General features: G+C 73.2%; 12 protein-coding genes. 4 read left to right on the top strand and 8 right to left on the bottom strand.

Features of this window, described 5'->3' with window-relative positions:
• Genes CP973_RS25290 through CP973_RS25280 form a run of 3 tightly spaced genes read right to left on the bottom strand, consistent with a single transcriptional unit; the run spans window position 1 to window position 4,024 of the window.
• Window positions 1-1,131: a cupin domain-containing protein gene (locus tag CP973_RS25290; protein ID WP_150245564.1), complete on the bottom strand. Its 1,131-nt coding sequence runs from the start codon at window positions 1,129-1,131 to the stop codon at window positions 1-3.
• A 1-nt stretch (window position 1,132) separates the two neighbouring features.
• Complete coding sequence (locus CP973_RS25285; protein ID WP_150245561.1) at window positions 1,133-2,941, bottom strand: GMC oxidoreductase; 1,809 nt, start codon at window positions 2,939-2,941, stop codon at window positions 1,133-1,135.
• Between the two features lie 12 nt (window positions 2,942-2,953).
• On the bottom strand, window positions 2,954-4,024 hold the full coding sequence (locus CP973_RS25280; RefSeq protein WP_150245558.1) for a gluconate 2-dehydrogenase subunit 3 family protein: 1,071 nt from the start codon (window positions 4,022-4,024) through the stop codon (window positions 2,954-2,956).
• Between the two features lie 99 nt (window positions 4,025-4,123).
• Between CP973_RS25280 and CP973_RS25275 the strand changes: the two genes are divergently transcribed.
• The 3 genes from CP973_RS25275 to CP973_RS25265 all read left to right on the top strand — a co-directional run bounded on the left by CP973_RS25275 (window position 4,124) and on the right by CP973_RS25265 (window position 8,508).
• Window positions 4,124-5,110: an NADPH:quinone reductase gene (locus CP973_RS25275; protein WP_150245554.1), complete on the top strand. Its 987-nt coding sequence runs from the start codon at window positions 4,124-4,126 to the stop codon at window positions 5,108-5,110.
• 129 nt (window positions 5,111-5,239) lie between these two features.
• Entirely contained in the window at window positions 5,240-6,622 is a 1,383-nt protein-coding gene (locus CP973_RS25270; RefSeq protein ID WP_150245552.1) for an NAD(P)/FAD-dependent oxidoreductase, read from the top strand.
• A gap of 14 nt (window positions 6,623-6,636) precedes the next feature.
• Window positions 6,637-8,508, top strand: coding sequence for a transketolase (locus CP973_RS25265; protein ID WP_150245549.1), 1,872 nt, complete (start codon window positions 6,637-6,639; stop codon window positions 8,506-8,508).
• Between the two features lie 65 nt (window positions 8,509-8,573).
• Here CP973_RS25265 and CP973_RS25260 read toward each other — a convergent pair whose 3' ends face one another.
• Entirely contained in the window at window positions 8,574-9,221 is a 648-nt protein-coding gene (locus tag CP973_RS25260) for an endonuclease (RefSeq protein ID WP_150245546.1), read from the bottom strand.
• A 232-nt stretch (window positions 9,222-9,453) separates the two neighbouring features.
• On the opposite strand from CP973_RS25260, the gene CP973_RS25255 reads away from it, so the two are divergent.
• The gene (locus CP973_RS25255; RefSeq protein WP_150245543.1) at window positions 9,454-10,440 is read left to right on the top strand and encodes a phosphatidylinositol-specific phospholipase C domain-containing protein; all 987 of its coding nucleotides are present in this window, start codon (window positions 9,454-9,456) and stop codon (window positions 10,438-10,440) included.
• A 58-nt stretch (window positions 10,441-10,498) separates the two neighbouring features.
• Here the strand turns inward: CP973_RS25255 and CP973_RS25250 are convergent, their stop codons facing one another.
• From CP973_RS25250 to CP973_RS25235, 4 genes are all read right to left on the bottom strand, one after another.
• Window positions 10,499-11,527, bottom strand: a complete 1,029-nt coding sequence (locus CP973_RS25250) for a trypsin-like serine peptidase (RefSeq protein ID WP_244409998.1) — start codon at window positions 11,525-11,527, stop codon at window positions 10,499-10,501.
• A 153-nt stretch (window positions 11,528-11,680) separates the two neighbouring features.
• Window positions 11,681-12,862, bottom strand: coding sequence for an alpha/beta hydrolase (locus CP973_RS25245; protein WP_208853296.1), 1,182 nt, complete (start codon window positions 12,860-12,862; stop codon window positions 11,681-11,683).
• Window positions 12,863-12,864: 2 nt separating this feature from the next.
• Window positions 12,865-13,791, bottom strand: coding sequence for a phosphatidylinositol-specific phospholipase C (locus CP973_RS25240; protein WP_150250229.1), 927 nt, complete (start codon window positions 13,789-13,791; stop codon window positions 12,865-12,867).
• Window positions 13,792-13,967: 176 nt separating this feature from the next.
• A complete protein-coding gene (locus tag CP973_RS25235; protein WP_150245537.1) occupies window positions 13,968-15,044 on the bottom strand; it encodes a phosphotransferase family protein in 1,077 nt (358 codons plus the stop codon).
• Window positions 15,045-15,089 lie beyond the last annotated feature (45 nt).

Here is a 15,089-nt window from a genome sequence, read left to right as displayed (position 1 = left end):
TCAGGTGGTGTGGTAGAGGAACGCGACGAACTTCAGCGGCTCAGTGCCGGGGTTGCGGATGCCGTGCACACCGCCGCTCTTGGTGTAGAGCACGCTGCCCGGCTTGACCGGCAGCTCCCGGCACTTGACCGGACCGACGCCGAAGACCGGCCGCTCGACCAGCGGGTAGGCGGCGGTCGTCGGGTCGTCGCCGTCGCTCATGTACGCGGTGCCGGTGCCGGAGACGACGTAGTACAGCTCCTCCGAGCCGATGTGCCGGTGGGTGCCCTCCACCGCGCCGGGCGGAATCGTCACCTCGTGGAAGAACACCAGGTCGCTGCCGAGTTCCCGCTGGAAGAGCCAGCGCATCTGCACGATGTTGTCGTCCCGGCGGTCCGGGTTGCCCTCGTCGGTCATGGCGTTGCGGTAGTTGACCGGCTGGATCTGCGACGCGTCGGGGATGAAGAAGCCGCGCTGGAAGTCGAGGAGGTAGTTGCTGTCGGCGACGGTGTTGCGGGGGTCGCTGGGCTCCTGCGTACGCGGCTCCTGGTGGGAGCGGAGGTAGGCGTTGTCCCACTGCGGGTTGCCCAGCCGCTGGCCCGTCGGGTACAGCACGCCGTCCTCGCGGAACGCCATCGCCACCTCGGTCACCGAGCCGAGCAGCGGGGACAGCTGCGGCACCCGGGTGATGGGCGCGTCGCGGCCCATCAGCGGCAGCACCCGGTGGTCGTGCGCGGTGCCGTCCGGCGGCTCCAGCGTCTCCCAGATCTCCGCCGCGTACGCGCCGATCACCGGATCCCAGTGCAGCGTGACGAGCGCCTCGGCGGAGTCCGCCGGGTCCTCGCCGGTGACCTTCAGCCAGGCCTTCGTACGGGGCCCGAGGCGCCGGCCGAACTCCCTGGCCTGCTCCACGAGGCGGATGCCGGAGTACTCGATGCGCAGCATGGGGCACAGCTTGGTGCCGCCGAGGAAGACATCGCCCTTGATGGCGGTGCCGTCGGCGGAACCGCGCACCTCGGCGACGTAGTAGCGGTAGCGGGAGGAGCGGGTGGCGTTGAGGTAGCGGGCGTGGTAGATGCGGTCGGGGTAGAAGACGACGCGGAAGATCTCGTTCTCGGGGTGGGTGAAGACGTCGTCGAAGCGGCTGTCCATGTCACGTCCTCCCGACCCGGTCGAGCAGTACGTCGCCGACGCGGAAGGAGTTCGCCTCGATGGTCAGCGTCGGGTTGGCGCTGCCCGAGGTCGGCATGAACGCCCCGTCGGTGACGTAGAGGTTGTCGAAGTTCCAGGCCCGGCAGTCGGGATCGAGGACTGAGTCGGCGGGCTCGGTGCCGAACCGGGCGCCGCCCAGTACATGGTTGGCGATCCGTACCACCGAGCCGCCCACCGACCCCGAGCTGACGTCGCGGACGTCACCGCCGCGCACCAGGATCTGCCGGCACTGCTCGGCGAGGGTGTCCATCAGCGCCCGGTCGTGCGGGTGCCAGGTCTTGATGATGTACGCGACCGGGCGGCCCCACTTGTCGGTCACGCTCGGGTGCAGCTCGATGCGGTTCTCCCGCTGCGGCACCTGGTTGGCCATGAACGCCACGGACAGGCGCCGCCCGAAGCTGTCCTCCAGGTAGTCCTCGAAGCCGTTGCCGACGATGCCGGTGTCGTAGAGGTAGCCCTTCCACATGTTGTCCATGTCCATCGCGTGCCAGGTGCGGGCGAGCGAGAGGGGCAGGGCGCCGTCGGAGGTGTTGTTGTAGATCACGCCGCCCGCCCACAGGCCCTGGGCGCGGAACCACTCGGGGCGCGCGCAGTGGTCGGTGGCCCAGTCCGAGTCCAGCGTCCTGGACTTGTCGGCGCGCTCCGGCACGATGCACTGGGCGCCGCCGAAGCAGTGCGTCAGGAAGTAGCGGCCCAGCAGGCCGTTGGCGTCGACGCGCTTGTCGAAGGCCGGGTCGAGCAGGCCGGAGAGCTGGAGCAGCCGTACGGACTCGATCGCCGAGCAGGCCACGACGACGGTCCCGGCGCTGATCGTGCGGGGCCGGCCGCCGGGGTCGCGGTAGTGCACCTTCGTCACGCGCGGCCCGTCCGCCTCCAGGTGGGTGACGGTGCAGTTGGCCCGCAGGTCCAGGCCGCCGCTGCCGTTCACCTCGCGCAGCGGCGCCAGCAGCGACACCCAGACGTTGGACTTCAGGCCCAGCGGGTCGCCGTAGCGGTTGACGAACGCCGTCTTGATGCTGTCGGCGTCGGCGGGCACCGTACGGCCGCTGGGCGCGTGGTCGCGGGTGATGACCGCGAGCGGGGTGCGGTAGCGGCGCATGCCGAGCGCGTCCATCCCGGCGGCGGCGTACGCGCTGATCGGGTTCGGGTCGAGCGGCGGCTGGTAGTGGTCCTGGGACGGAACCTTGGCCTGGCCGTCCCAGGTTCCGTTGATGCCGACCAGTTCCTCGGCCCTGGTGTAGTACGGCTCCAGCGCGGCGTAGTCCAGCGGCCAGTCGCGGGCCTCCCGGCGTACGTCGCCGCCGGGGTCGTCGCGCAGATCGCCCCGCGACGCGTTGAGCGTGGCCAGCCGCAGGTCCTCGGGGGTGAAGCGGGGCGACACCCCGCCGTACAACTGCGTTCCGCCGCCGACCACCTGGGCCGTGTAGCCCTCGATGGTGACCCGGTCCCGGCCGTCGCTGTCGCGGTAGACGTGCGGCTCGTCGTTCAGGTCCGGCTCCACGTGGCTGGAGAAGAACGACTCGCCGGTGTTGGCCACGCCCTGGACGGTGATGCGCTTCTCCGACCCGGTGGCGAAGCACTCGTCCCGCTTGAAGTCCGACAGGCCGCCGGGGCTCTGCGCCTGGGTGCGCAGCAGCGGCCCCTTCTCCAGGACGACGACCCGGTGGCCGGCCCGTACCAGTGTGTGGGTGAGCGGTGCGCCGCCCGCGCCACTGCCGATGACGACGACCGTGGCACTCTCCCCGTCCATGCCGTCCCCCACTCAGCCGCGATAGTCGGTGTTGTGGCCCAGCGGCGACTCCAGCGCCCGCCGCCAGTCGAAGAGCGTGGTGTCCCGCGCGTCCCGGAACCGGCTCTCCAGATACATCCAGCCCGCCGCGCCGGAATTCCCGCCGTGTTTCGGGTGGACGAACGCACCGGTCATGGCGTGCCGGCGCAGAAGCAGCAGGAAGTACCGGGGGCTTCCGTAGCGGGAGTAGTCCCAGCCGTCCACCTTCTCGGTTTCCATCTGCCGGTAGAGATCCGCGTACATGTCCGGGGGCGCGGCCGCCGGATCGAGTCCGCCGAAACGGGACCGCAGGATTTCCCCGATGATTTTGAGGCAGGTGTGGTAATCATCGGCGTTGTGCTGTTCCTGGCGGGCGATCAGCTTGTCGATGTAGTTGACCGTGCCCACCTCGTCGTCCAGCTGATAGGCCAGCGGGAATTCCTCGCCCCGGCCCGCGCGGTCCAGCGACTCGTACACCCCGCGGATCAGCCGCCGGTTCTCGTCGAGCCGGAAGGGCAGCAGGTGGCGCACCAGCCGGCCCAGCAGATCGCGTTCGGTGCGGCTGAGCGACAGCGGCACGGTGCAGGCGTCGGTGAAGAAGCGGGACCACGGCTCGCCGTTGTCCAGGACGGCGCGCTGCGGGTTGACCGGGTCGAGCACATACGCCCCGTCCACCGCGAACTTGTACGTGTGCACCTGCCCCTTCGGCACCCGCACGGTGACGGCCCAGAAGCCGGTCGCCTCGCCCGCGAAGACCAGCGGACGCAAGGGGACGGGCGAGTGCAGCGGCCCGAACGTGCCCAGTACGGCCACCGAGGCGGGGGCGGCACGGCGGCCGTCGTAGACGAAGGTGACGTCGTTGTACGGATACGAGGAGACCGCCGACGCCCCGTCCCAGTGCGCGTCCACGACCGGGAAGCGCCACGCCTCGCAGATCGCCGCACGGTCGTCGCCGGGCGCGTACTGCCCGAAATCATGGCGCGCGTCCCGGCTCTCCCTGGCGAGGTATTTGGTGCAGTGATTCAGTATGTACTGATCGTCCTTCTCGATGACTTCGATCTTCACCGCGCACCCCCGGGAACGTCGTGCGGTGCAGTGCCATTGAACGTATTGCGCGCGACGGGGGTTGTCCACGCCGACGGCGGACGCCGTATCGTGCCCCGTATGCGCGCCGCTTGGTACGAGAAAAGGGGCCCGGCGCGAAAGGTGTTCCGGGTGGGGGAACTGCCCACTCCCGAGCCGGGCCCCGGTGAACTGCGCATCCGGCTGGCGTTCTCCGGAATCAACCCCGGGGACGTGAAGAAACGGCAGATCCGGCCGGGCGCCGCCACCCCCGATTTCCCGCTGGTCGTGCCGCACAGCGACGGCGCGGGGGTGGTGGACGCGGTCGGCGACGGGGTGCCCGCCGCCTGGGTGGGCCGCCGCGCCTGGTGCTCGTACGCCCAGAGCTACCGGCCGCAGGGGACCGCCGCCCAGTACACGGTCGTCCCCGAGGGCTGCGTCGGCGCCCTGCCCGACGGCGTGCCCACCGAGCAGGGCGCCTGCCTGGGCATCCCCGGCATCACCGCGCACCGGGCGCTGTTCGCGGACGGCCCGGTGACCGGCCGGACGGTGGTGGTGGCGGGCGCGCTCGGCAGCGTCGGCCGCGCGGCGGCCGTCCTGGCGCGCCGGGCCGGTGCCCTGGTGGTCGGCACGGTCACGCGCCCGGACCGGCTCGGCGAGCTGCGGGAGCTGGGGGTGGACCGGGCGGTGAGCACGGGGAAGGACGTGGTGGACGCCGTGCTCGCGCTGACCGGCGGACGCGGCGCCGACCGGATCGTCGAGGTCGCCTTCGACACCGACGCGGACCTCGACGCGCGCCTGCTCGCCCCCGGCGGCACCATCGCCGCCTACGCGACCGGCGACCCCGCCCCCGCGCTGCCCTTCTGGCCGCTGGCCTTCAAGAACGCGACCGTGCGGCTGCTGGGCTACGACGACTTCCCCCGGGAAGCGGTACGCCTGGCCCTCCCCGACATCACGGCGGCGGCCGCCGCGGCCGCGCTGCGCTACCCCGTAGCGGCCGTCCTCCCCCTCGACGCCGTCGCCGAGGCGCACGAAGCCGTCGAGCACCCGACCAGGCCGGGCCGGGTGCTGCTCGCCCTGCCGGGCTGAGGGGCCGGGGGCGTCCTCCGGCCGGACCCGTCCGGTATCGCGCGGCTGCGCCGAACGGCGTACATACCCGCGCGGAATGCGGGCACCCGGGCCGATCAGGGCAGGACCCCGAGGTGAGAGGAGACGCAGATGGTGGCGGAGAGCCGTAACGGGCGACGGCCGCGCGTGGTGATCGTGGGGGCGGGCTTCGCCGGGTACGAGTGCGCCCGCACGCTTGCAAAGAAGGCCCGCGGCGCCGCTGAGATCGTGCTGGTCAACCCCAACGACTACTTCCTCTACCTGCCGCTGCTGCCCGAGGTCTCGGCCGGGATCCTGGAGCCGCGCCGGGTGTCGGTGTCGCTGACCGGCACGCTGCCCGGCGTGCGGCTGGTCCTCGGCCAGGTCGGCGGCGTGGACCTCAAGGGCCGCCGCGTCGAGTACACCGACCCCGAGGGCCGTACCGGCTCGCTCGGCTACGACCGCCTGGTCCTGACCGTCGGCAGCGTCAACAAGCTGCTGCCCATCCCGGGCGTCGCCGAGCACGCGCACGGCTTCCGCGGCATGCCGGAGGCGCTGTACCTGCGCGACCACATGACCCGGCAGATCGAGCTGGCGGGCGCCGCGGAGGACCCCGCCGAACGGGCCGCCCGCATGACCTTCGTCGTGGTCGGCGCGGGCTACACCGGCACCGAGGTCGCCGCGCACGGCGTGACCTTCACCCGTTCGCTGGCGCGCCGCAACGCCGGGCTGCGCGGCGCGCCGCAGCCCCGCTGGATCCTGCTGGACCTCGCCGACCGGGTGCTGCCGGAGCTGGACGAACGGCTGTCGCGCACCGCGCACCGGGTGCTGAGCAAACGCGGCGTCGAGATCCGTACCAAGACCTCCGTGAAGGAGGCCACCTCCGAGGGGGTGCTGCTGGACGACGGCACCTCGGTCGACACCCGCTCGCTGATCTGGTGCGTCGGCGTACGGCCCGACCCGCTGGTGGAGTCGCTGGGGCTGCCCACCGAACGCGGCCGGCTGTGCGTGGACGAGTTCCTCGCCGTGCCCGGCCATCCCGAGGTGCTGGCCTGCGGCGACGCGGCCGCCGTTCCCGATCTGACCCGACCGGGCCGGACGACGCCGATGACCGCCCAGCACGCCCAGCGCCAGGGCAAGGTCGCGGCCCACAACGTCGCCGCCTCCTACGGGCAGGGCGAGCCCCGCGCCTACAAGCACCACGACCTGGGCTTCATGGTCGACCTCGGCGGGGTGCAGGCCGCCGCCAACCCGCTGCACGTCCCGCTGTCCGGCCCGGTCGCCAACGCGGTGACCCGCGGCTACCACCTGATGGCGATGCCCGGCAACCGCGTCCGGGTCGCCGCCGACTGGCTGCTGGACGCGGCGCTGCCGCGCCAGGGCGTCCAGCTCGGCCTGGTGCGCTCCTGGTCCGTGCCGCTGGACACGGCGGCGCCCGAACTGGCCCGGATACCGGCGGACGGACGCGCGGGGGAGCGCACGACGGCGCACGACACGCCTGAAGAACCCCGATGAGCGGAAGGAAGCCGATGACCAAGCAGAACGACCCGGGCGCGGACACCGCCCGGTACGAGCGGCTGCGCGAGCTGGGACAACAGCTGCGCGTCGACTCCGTACGCGCCGCCGACGCGGCCGGCTCCGGCCACCCGACCTCCTCGATGTCCGCGGCCGACCTGGTCGCGGTGCTGCTGAGCGAGCACCTGCGCTACGACTTCACCGACCCGGAGAACCCCGGCAACGACCACCTCATCTTCTCCAAGGGCCACGCCTCGCCCCTGGTGTACGCGATGGGGAAGGCGGCCGGGGCGCTCACCGACGAGCAACTGCTGACCTTCCGCAAGAACGGCAGCCTGCTGGAAGGGCACCCCACCCCGCGCATCCCGTGGGTGGACGTGGCCACCGGCTCGCTCGGCCAGGGGCTGCCCATCGGCGTCGGCCTCGCGCTGGCCGGCCGCGACCTGGACCGCGTTCCGTACCGGGTGTGGGTGCTGTGCGGTGACAGCGAGATGGCCGAGGGCTCGATGTGGGAGGCGTTCGAACACGCCGGGTACGAGAAGCTGGCCAACCTCACCGCGATCATCGACGTGAACCGGCTCGGCCAGCGCGGGCCCACCCGGCACGGCTGGGACCTGGACGCCTACGCGCGCCGTATCCGCGCCTTCGACTGGCACACGATCGAGGTGGACGGCCACGACGTGGCGGCCGTGGACCGCGCGTACGCCGAGGCGGTGGCCACCACCGACAGGCCCACCGCGATCATCGCCAGGACGCGCAAGGGCCAGGGCGTGCGCGAGGTGGCCGACCTGGAGGGCAAGCACGGCAAGCCGCTGAAGGACGCGGCGGAGGCGATCGAGGAGCTGGGCGGCGTCCGCGACCTGAGCGTCCAGGTGCACGGGCCGCGGGACGCCGAGTCGCGGCTGCGGTCCGGCGGCGGCGAGCCCGAGCTGCCCGACTACAAGGTCGGCGACGCGGTCGCCACCCGCAACGCCTTCGGCGAGGCGCTCGCCGCGCTCGGCGCCGTCCGCGGCGACGTGGTCGCGCTGGACGGCGAGGTCGGCGACTCCACCCGCGCCGCCTTCTTCGCCGACGCGCACGGCGACCGGTACTTCGAGTGCTACATCGCCGAGCAGCAGATGGTGGCCGCCGCGGTCGGCATGCAGGTACGCGGCTGGGTGCCGTACGCCACCACCTTCGCCGCCTTCCTCAGCCGCGCCTACGACTTCGTCCGGATGGCCGCCGTCAGCCGGGCCGACCTCAACCTCGTCGGGTCGCACGCGGGTGTCGCCATCGGCGAGGACGGGCCGTCGCAGATGGGCCTGGAGGACCTGGCCGCGTTCCGCGCGGTGCACGGCAGCACCGTGCTGTACCCGTGCGACGCCAACCAGGCGGCCCGCCTGACCGCCGCCATGGCCGGCGCGCGCGGCATCCGCTACCTGCGCACGTCCCGGGGCGAGAGCCCGGTCATCTACGGCCCGGGGGAGGACTTCCCGATCGGCGGCAGCAAGACGCTGCGCGCGACGCCCGACGACCGGGTCACCATCGTGGCCGCGGGCATCACCGTCCACGAGGCGCTGGCCGCCGCCGACACCCTGGCCGGCGAGGGCGTGTCCGCCCGCGTCATCGACCTGTACTCCCTCAAGCCGGTGGACCTGCCCACGCTGCGGGAGGCCGCCGAGGTCACCGGGCGGATCATCACCGTCGAGGACCACCACCCCGAGGGCGGCCTCGGCGACGCGGTACTGGACGCCTTCACCGACGGCCGGCCCGTGCCGCGCCTGGCCCGGCTCGCGGTACGCACCATGCCCGGCTCCGCGTCGCCGGAGGAGCAGCTGCGGGCGGCCGGGATCGACGCGCAGGCGATCGCGGCGACGGCCCGGGGGATGCTCACGGAAACGCCGTAAGCACGCGGGCACACGTATGCGCCGGTGGCCCCGGACCCCGCGACGGGCCCGGGGCCACCGGCCGTTCACCCGGCCTCGCGGATCTCCTCCGCGCCCTTCTTGTCGAGCGCCGCGCGCACCAGGGCCGCCGCCAGCACGGCGGGGTCGGTCTTCCCGGCGGCCTTGAGCAGCGCGTCGGGGGAGGACGGCAGGCCGACCCGTTCCGCGCCCTGCATGGCCTTGGCGTCCAGGTACGGCGCGAGGTCCGTCCAGACGGCCTGGGCCTCCCGCAGGAAGATGTCCGTACCGGCGGGCCCGAGCCCGGGGACCTCGCGCAGCAGCGAGCGCAGCCGGCCGGTGTCGCCGTCCGCCGCCTCGCGCATCCGGCGCAGGTCGCCGCCGTACTTGTCGAGCAACAGCTCGGCGCCGTCGCCCAGTTGGGTCGCGGTGCGTTCGTCGTAGCGGCGGTAGCCGCCCTCGCCGAGGGCGTCCACCCGCTGCTGCCAGGTCGCGTCCTTCATGCGCCGCGCGGTCCGCATCCCGGCCCGGGACAGCGCGCGGCTCGCCGCCACCGCGATGCCGGCCTGGATGCGGGCGCTGAGCAGGCACGCGAGCACCAGCAGCTGGTACAGCGGCTGCGGCGTGTCCTTGATCCGGATGCCGGCCTCGTCGGCGTAGGTCCGGCCGTAGGTGTCCAGGAGGGCCCTGACCCGGGCGCGGTCGCTGCTGCTCATGGCCGGCCCCCGGGTGTCATGTCGTCGAGCGGTGTATCCACGGTGTCCACGATGCCGTACATGTCCTCCACATCCCGGTTTGCTGGCCCGGCGCGGCGAATCCCGGCCCGCGTACCCACCCGGTGGGCGGACCATCCGTCAACTCCCGTACGCTGCTGCCTCGACCGGAGGGGCCGGTGATTCCGGAGCCACCAGGGGCGGCCGGGGGACCAGGGAACGAAAGCGGGGGCACATGAGCAGAACACGGTGCGCGGGAACGGCGGCGGTCGCGGCGGCGATGGTCGTGGCGCTGGCGGGCCCGGCCGGCGCGGCGCAGCCCGCCGGATCGTACGGCGCCACCACGTCCGTCGGCGTCCACAACGCCTACGAGAAGGCCAAGTACCCGTACTTCGCCGACGCGTTGGACTCCGGAGCGAGCCTCCTCGAACTGGACGTGTGGACCAACGCGCTCGGCAAGTCCTGGCGGGTCTCGCACAGCAACCCGCTCGGCAACAACAGCAACTGCGTGAACGCCGCCACCGCGGGCGAGCTGCGCACGAAGAAGCGCGACCAGGACCTCGGCGGCTGCCTCGCCGACATGAAGGCGTGGCACGACGCCCACCCCGGCCACCGCCCGATCACGGTCAAGGTCGAGATGAAGGACGGCTTCAACGACAAGGGCGGCCGGGGCCCGGCGGCCTTCGACACGCTGGTCCGCTCCCGGCTGGGCGACGCGGTGTACGGGCCCGGCGACCTGGCCACCGGCCACCACGACCTCGACGAGGCCGTACGGGCGAACGGCTGGCCCACCCGCTCCGCGCTGAACGGCAAGTTCCTCTTCGAGCTGATACCCGGCACGGTCGAGGAGAGCAATCCGCTCGACAAGCTGTGGACCGACCGCGAGTACGCCACCCACCTGAAGAACCTCGCCGCCCAGGGCAAGCTGAACCAGGCCACCGCCTTCCCCGCGGTGCACGGCGCGGCGGCGGGCGACCCGCGCACCCGCTACACCGAGACCGCGCTGCGCCCCTGGTTCGTGGTCTTCGACGGCGACGCCGCCACGTACCTGAAGAACGGCATCGACACCGGCTGGTACGACGACCGCCACTACCTGCTGATCATGACCGACGCGCACAACGTGCCCCCGGTCATCGACGGCACCAGGCCCACCGAGGCCGAGGCGCTGGCCCGCGTCGACCAGCTGGCCGCCGCCCACGGCAGCATCGTCACCGCCGACTGATACCCGCTGCCGAAGGTCCTCAAGACGGTGGTGCCGCGCGGCGCGTGAGCCGTGCGCCTCAGGCGCCGTCCGCCGTGGCCCGGCGGTACAGGGCGGCGATGTCCGGACCGAACCAGCTGCTGTAGGAGGTCTCGTCGTCGCCGCCCTCGTCCAGGCCGCCGATCACCCCGGTCACCGTGCCCAGGCCGGTGTCCGGGTCGACGGCGGTGAGCATCGGGCCGCCGCTGGTGCCGTTGGGGAAACCGGCGCAGTCGAAGCGCAGCTGGCCGGGCAGGGCGGTGGTGGTGTTGCGGCAGCCGACGGGGGTCTCGCGGTCGTCGGGATAGCCGACGGTCCGCGTCGGCAGGCCGCCGGGCGGCGAGAAGCGGATCCGCTCGGCGCCGGTCAGATCCTCGACGCGCTGCCCGGTGGGGCCGCCGCCGCGCGCGCGGCGCACCCGCAGGAACGCCACATCGTGGTCCTCGTCGCGCCCGTCGGCCCAGCGCGGGTCGACGACGATACGGGACGGCACCCACACGCCGTACGGCACGACCCCGTCGTGGTAGCCCGGCGCGAAGACCAGATTCGTCCGGAAGCCGCCGTCGTAGACGCAGTGTGCCGCCGTGACGACCAGGTCGCGGGTCGCGGAGTGCACCACGCTGGCGGTGCAGTGGTGGTCGGCGTCGCCGTCGTGGCCGGGCGAGAAGAGCGGGCCGACCGGGGCGGACACCCCCGTCGGGGCGGCCTCAAGGGGCCGGGAGACCGACGGTTCGGCCGACTCCCCGCGTACGGCCGTGTCCTGGCCCGCTGTCGTACGGACGGTGGCGCGCGGCGGTGCGGGGCGCTCGGTGTACGGGCCGGAGAGCAGCGCGTCGGCCGCCGCGTCCCCGTCGGCGGCCCCCTCGGCATACGAGCCCGTGGCCGGGTCGCCGGTCGCCAGATACCCGCCGTGCGCGAAGGCCCGTACGGCCAGAACCGCGCCGGCGCAGGTCAGACCGAGCACGGCACAGAGGCCGAGGGCGGCGGCGCGGCGGCGGGTGCGCGGTGCGGCCGGGGCCGGGGCCGGATCCGGTGGTTCTGCGGCGCCGTCACGCTCGGTCGTGCTCACCAGCAGATCATACGGTTCCGGGACGGGGGCTTCTTTCGGGGGCCGGGAGCCGGGGCCGGGGCTGTTGGCCGGGGCGTGGGCCTGCGGTCGTGGGCCTTGGGCCGGGGGCCGGCCGACCCTTGTCCTGGGACCGCTCTTCCACGCCCGTGTGGCTCAGGCACCCAGCGCGCGCATCAGCATCGGCCACGACGCGACCAGCTCGCGTTCCCAGTAGGGCCAGCTGTGCCCGCCCTTCGAGGCGCACACGGTCGCCGGGATGCCCAGCCGCGCCAGCTTGGCGCGCAACTGCTGGTTCATGCCGTACACGGCACGTTCGACGGGGTCCTGCGTGCCGTGTACGGGCGGGTCGGTGCAGCGCGCGGGCGACGGGGCCGGCGGGGTGTCGCCGTTGCCCCAGGACCAGCCGGGGCCGCCGTCGGTGGTCCCGTCGCCGTACGACAGGTACAGCGGGGTCCCGCGCAGCGACGCCGCCTGCTCCACCGGGCTGTTGCGCTTCCACAGCCACTGCTGCCGCAGGTCGGTCGGGTCGTCGGTGTCGAACGGGTAGCCGGGCTCGCCCCAGACGCGCTTCCAGTCGGCGAGGCAGGTCAGCGCGCCCAGCTTGACGCCGTCCGGGCCGGACAGGCCGCCGTCGGTGGACCGGTACAGGGGGCTGACGGCGCCGCTGTACGAGGCAGCCGCCCGGAACATCCCGGGGCGTGCCGCGGTGAACTTCAGCGCGCCCAGCCCGCCCATCGACAGTCCCGCGACGGCGCGCGTCGTGCCCGCGCGGTAGTCGCGCTCCAGCAGCGGCCGCACCTCGTCCAGCAGGTACGTCTCCCACGCCGGGGAGCCCCAGGCGCCGTAGTTGTACCAGTCGCTGTAACTGCTGCACCCGCTGGTCTCCGGCATGACCACGAGCACGTCGCGGCCGGCGGCCAACTGCTCGACGTGGGTGTTGTCGGTCCAGTCCCGGTGATTGCCGCCACCGCCGTGCAGCAGCCACAGCACCGGCCACGTGCGGGAAGCGTTCTTCGACCAGCCCTTCGGGAGCAGCAGCCGCACCCACTTGACCGGCGCGCCGGTCTCGGGGGAGGAGATCCCGAGATCGAGCATGCGGTCACCGACCGGCACTTCCGCGACGACGCGGGCGGGATTGCGGGCCGACGCGTGGGCGGACGCGTGGGCCGTTGCGTGGGCGGGTTCGTGAGTCGCATCGTGGGCCGGACCGCCTGCCGCGTGCGCGGGCACGCCCGTCGCCGGGACGGTGAGCAGCGGCAGCAGCAGGGCGAGGACCAGGTCCGTCCAGCCCGCGCGGCGCGGCCGGCGAATGCGTGGGAAATGCCGCAGCTGCATGATCACGCTCCCGTGTTGTGCCGGATCAGCGTCTCGGCCAGGCCGTGTTCGTCGGGGAAGTCCATCGGGACGATGCCCAGCCCCGTCCAGCCGCGCGCCTCGCCACCGTCCAGGAAACCCTTCACCTTCGGGTTGAGCCGGTCCGCGTTGGAGCGCGGCGGCAGCAGGGCGGCGGTGCTCACGTAGTTCACGAACAGCTTGCCGGGCTCCCTGACGGCCTTGCGGAACTGCGCCTCCACCAGCGGGTACTTGCGCAGCGGTTCGGCCATGTAGTCGTCCTGGACGTCGAAGACGCGCGGGTCGGCGTAGCGCACGCCGGGCAGTCCGTCCGAGTCGGCGAGCAGCACGACCTTGCCGCGGGCCTGCCCGAGCGAGGGCAGCGTGCCGTCGAGCCGGAACAGCGGGCGCCAGCCCTTGCCGTCCAGATAGATGTCGAAGATCCGCCGGAACTCCGCCGCGCTCTCCTCGGAGTACTCCTGCTTGACCCGCATCAGCACGGTCTCCGAAGGATGCGCCTGGAGGAACGCCCGGCACGCCACCAGCACATCGCCGAACATCAGGTTCTGGTAGAACGCGCCGTGGTGGATGGCGAAGACCGAGTCGACGGCCCGGCAGCGTACGTCCAGGAAGCGGATACCGCTGTCCAGCTGCTGGGCGATGGTGGTGTTCTGGCAGGCGACCCAGGGGCCGCCGTGGCGTGCCCCGGAATCATGGGTGCCCGGGATGGAGAGCCGCCGCATCGGCGTGCTGTCCGGGAGGGCCTCCATCCAGTCCTGTACGGAGACGGAAGTGGCGGCGGGCCGGGGGCGCGCGGCGGTACGTCCGGTGGGCGGGGCGGCTGTCGCGGCGGCCTGCCCGTTCCCGGCTCCCACCAGCGCCCCCGCGGCCGACACCGCTGCCGCGCCCTTCAGAAACCCCCGCCGGTCCATGCGCCCACCCCGTTCTCTCCGCTGCTTCGCCGCTCCGCTGCTCTGGCGCTCCGCTGCTCTGCCGCGCTCGCGCGAACAGATGATCGCAGCATCGAAGCACAGGTCGGGCACGGTGAACAGGGTGGCGAAGGGTTGTGCGGTGCCAACGCCCGTGCCGTGCGCGGGATTTACATGGTTCAGTCGTCCGGCGGGCGCTCGTGGGGCGGTGGCGTGAGGCCGGGCCAACGGCCGAGCATCCGGGCGCGCATCGCGTCGGCGAGACGGCTCAGGCCGCGCAGATCATCGCGGTCCGCGGTGAGCCGGGCGACGACGCCGAGCCGGTACGCGAGCCGCTGCCGCGCCGTGACCGTGCCCCACCCCCAGTCCTCGTCGGGCAGCCGGGCCAGGTGGTCGGTGGCCCCGCGGTGGGCGCGCTGCACCAGCGCGTCACCCCGCACGAGCCAGCCCGCGCACGCGTCGACCAGGTCGCCGGGCGGCGCGCTGCCGGTCGCCGCCTCCCACTCCCTTCCGTACGCCGCTTCCGCCTCGCGCAGCAGCGGTTCGGGCGTGGCCGTGACGCACCAACAGGTCGGGAAGCCGACGCGCAGGTACGCGAGTTCGGTGAGGCCGTTGCCCAGACAGGACTGCTCGAAGTCGATGAAGCGGATGCCGTCCGGCGCGTGGAGGTCGTTTCCGGGGCACGGGTCGCCGTGCAGCAGGGCGTGTCCGGGAGCGGAGCCGAGCCGGTGCAGCAGGGCCGCCAGCTCGGCGGCCGTCCCGTCCGGGACCGGGGCCGCGAGGCGGTCGGCGAGGGAGAGGAAGGAGTCGATGTCCGTGGGGACCGGCCCTGGCCAGGCGGGCAGCGGCGGTGTTCCGCCGGCCGGTGCGGACACGGTGGCCGCGTGCAGCCGCGCCAGCGCCGCCGCGTACCCGACCACCCAGTCCGGCGCGGGCCGCCGGTGGTCCACCCGCTCCAGCACCAGGACGCGCGCGAGCGGGTCCGTGCCGAGCAGACGCGGTACGACGGGTGGCGTCACCCGCGAGGCCAGCCGCAGCGCGGCCACCTCACGGGCGTACCGCTCGTCCGCGTCCGCGCCGTCGACCGCCTGCTTGACCACCGCGGGCGCGCCCCGCAGCTCGACCCGCCACACACGGGAGCGCGGACTGCTGCTCAGCCGCACCGCGTTGCGGGCCGGGCCGAGGCGGTCCCGCAGAGCATCCGTGAAGGGCAGGTCCGGCGACCTGCCCGAGCGGTCCGGCAGCTCCGACGACATGGGCGCATGATCGCACGGGCTTCCGGGACGCCGCCGCTTTTTGCC

Origin of the sequence: Streptomyces albofaciens JCM 4342, assembly GCF_008634025.1 — a bacterium.
GTDB lineage: Bacteria > Actinomycetota > Actinomycetes > Streptomycetales > Streptomycetaceae > Streptomyces > Streptomyces albofaciens.
The sequence above is the reverse complement of the archived record's forward strand: the minus strand, read 5'-3'. Positions and strand labels throughout refer to the sequence as shown.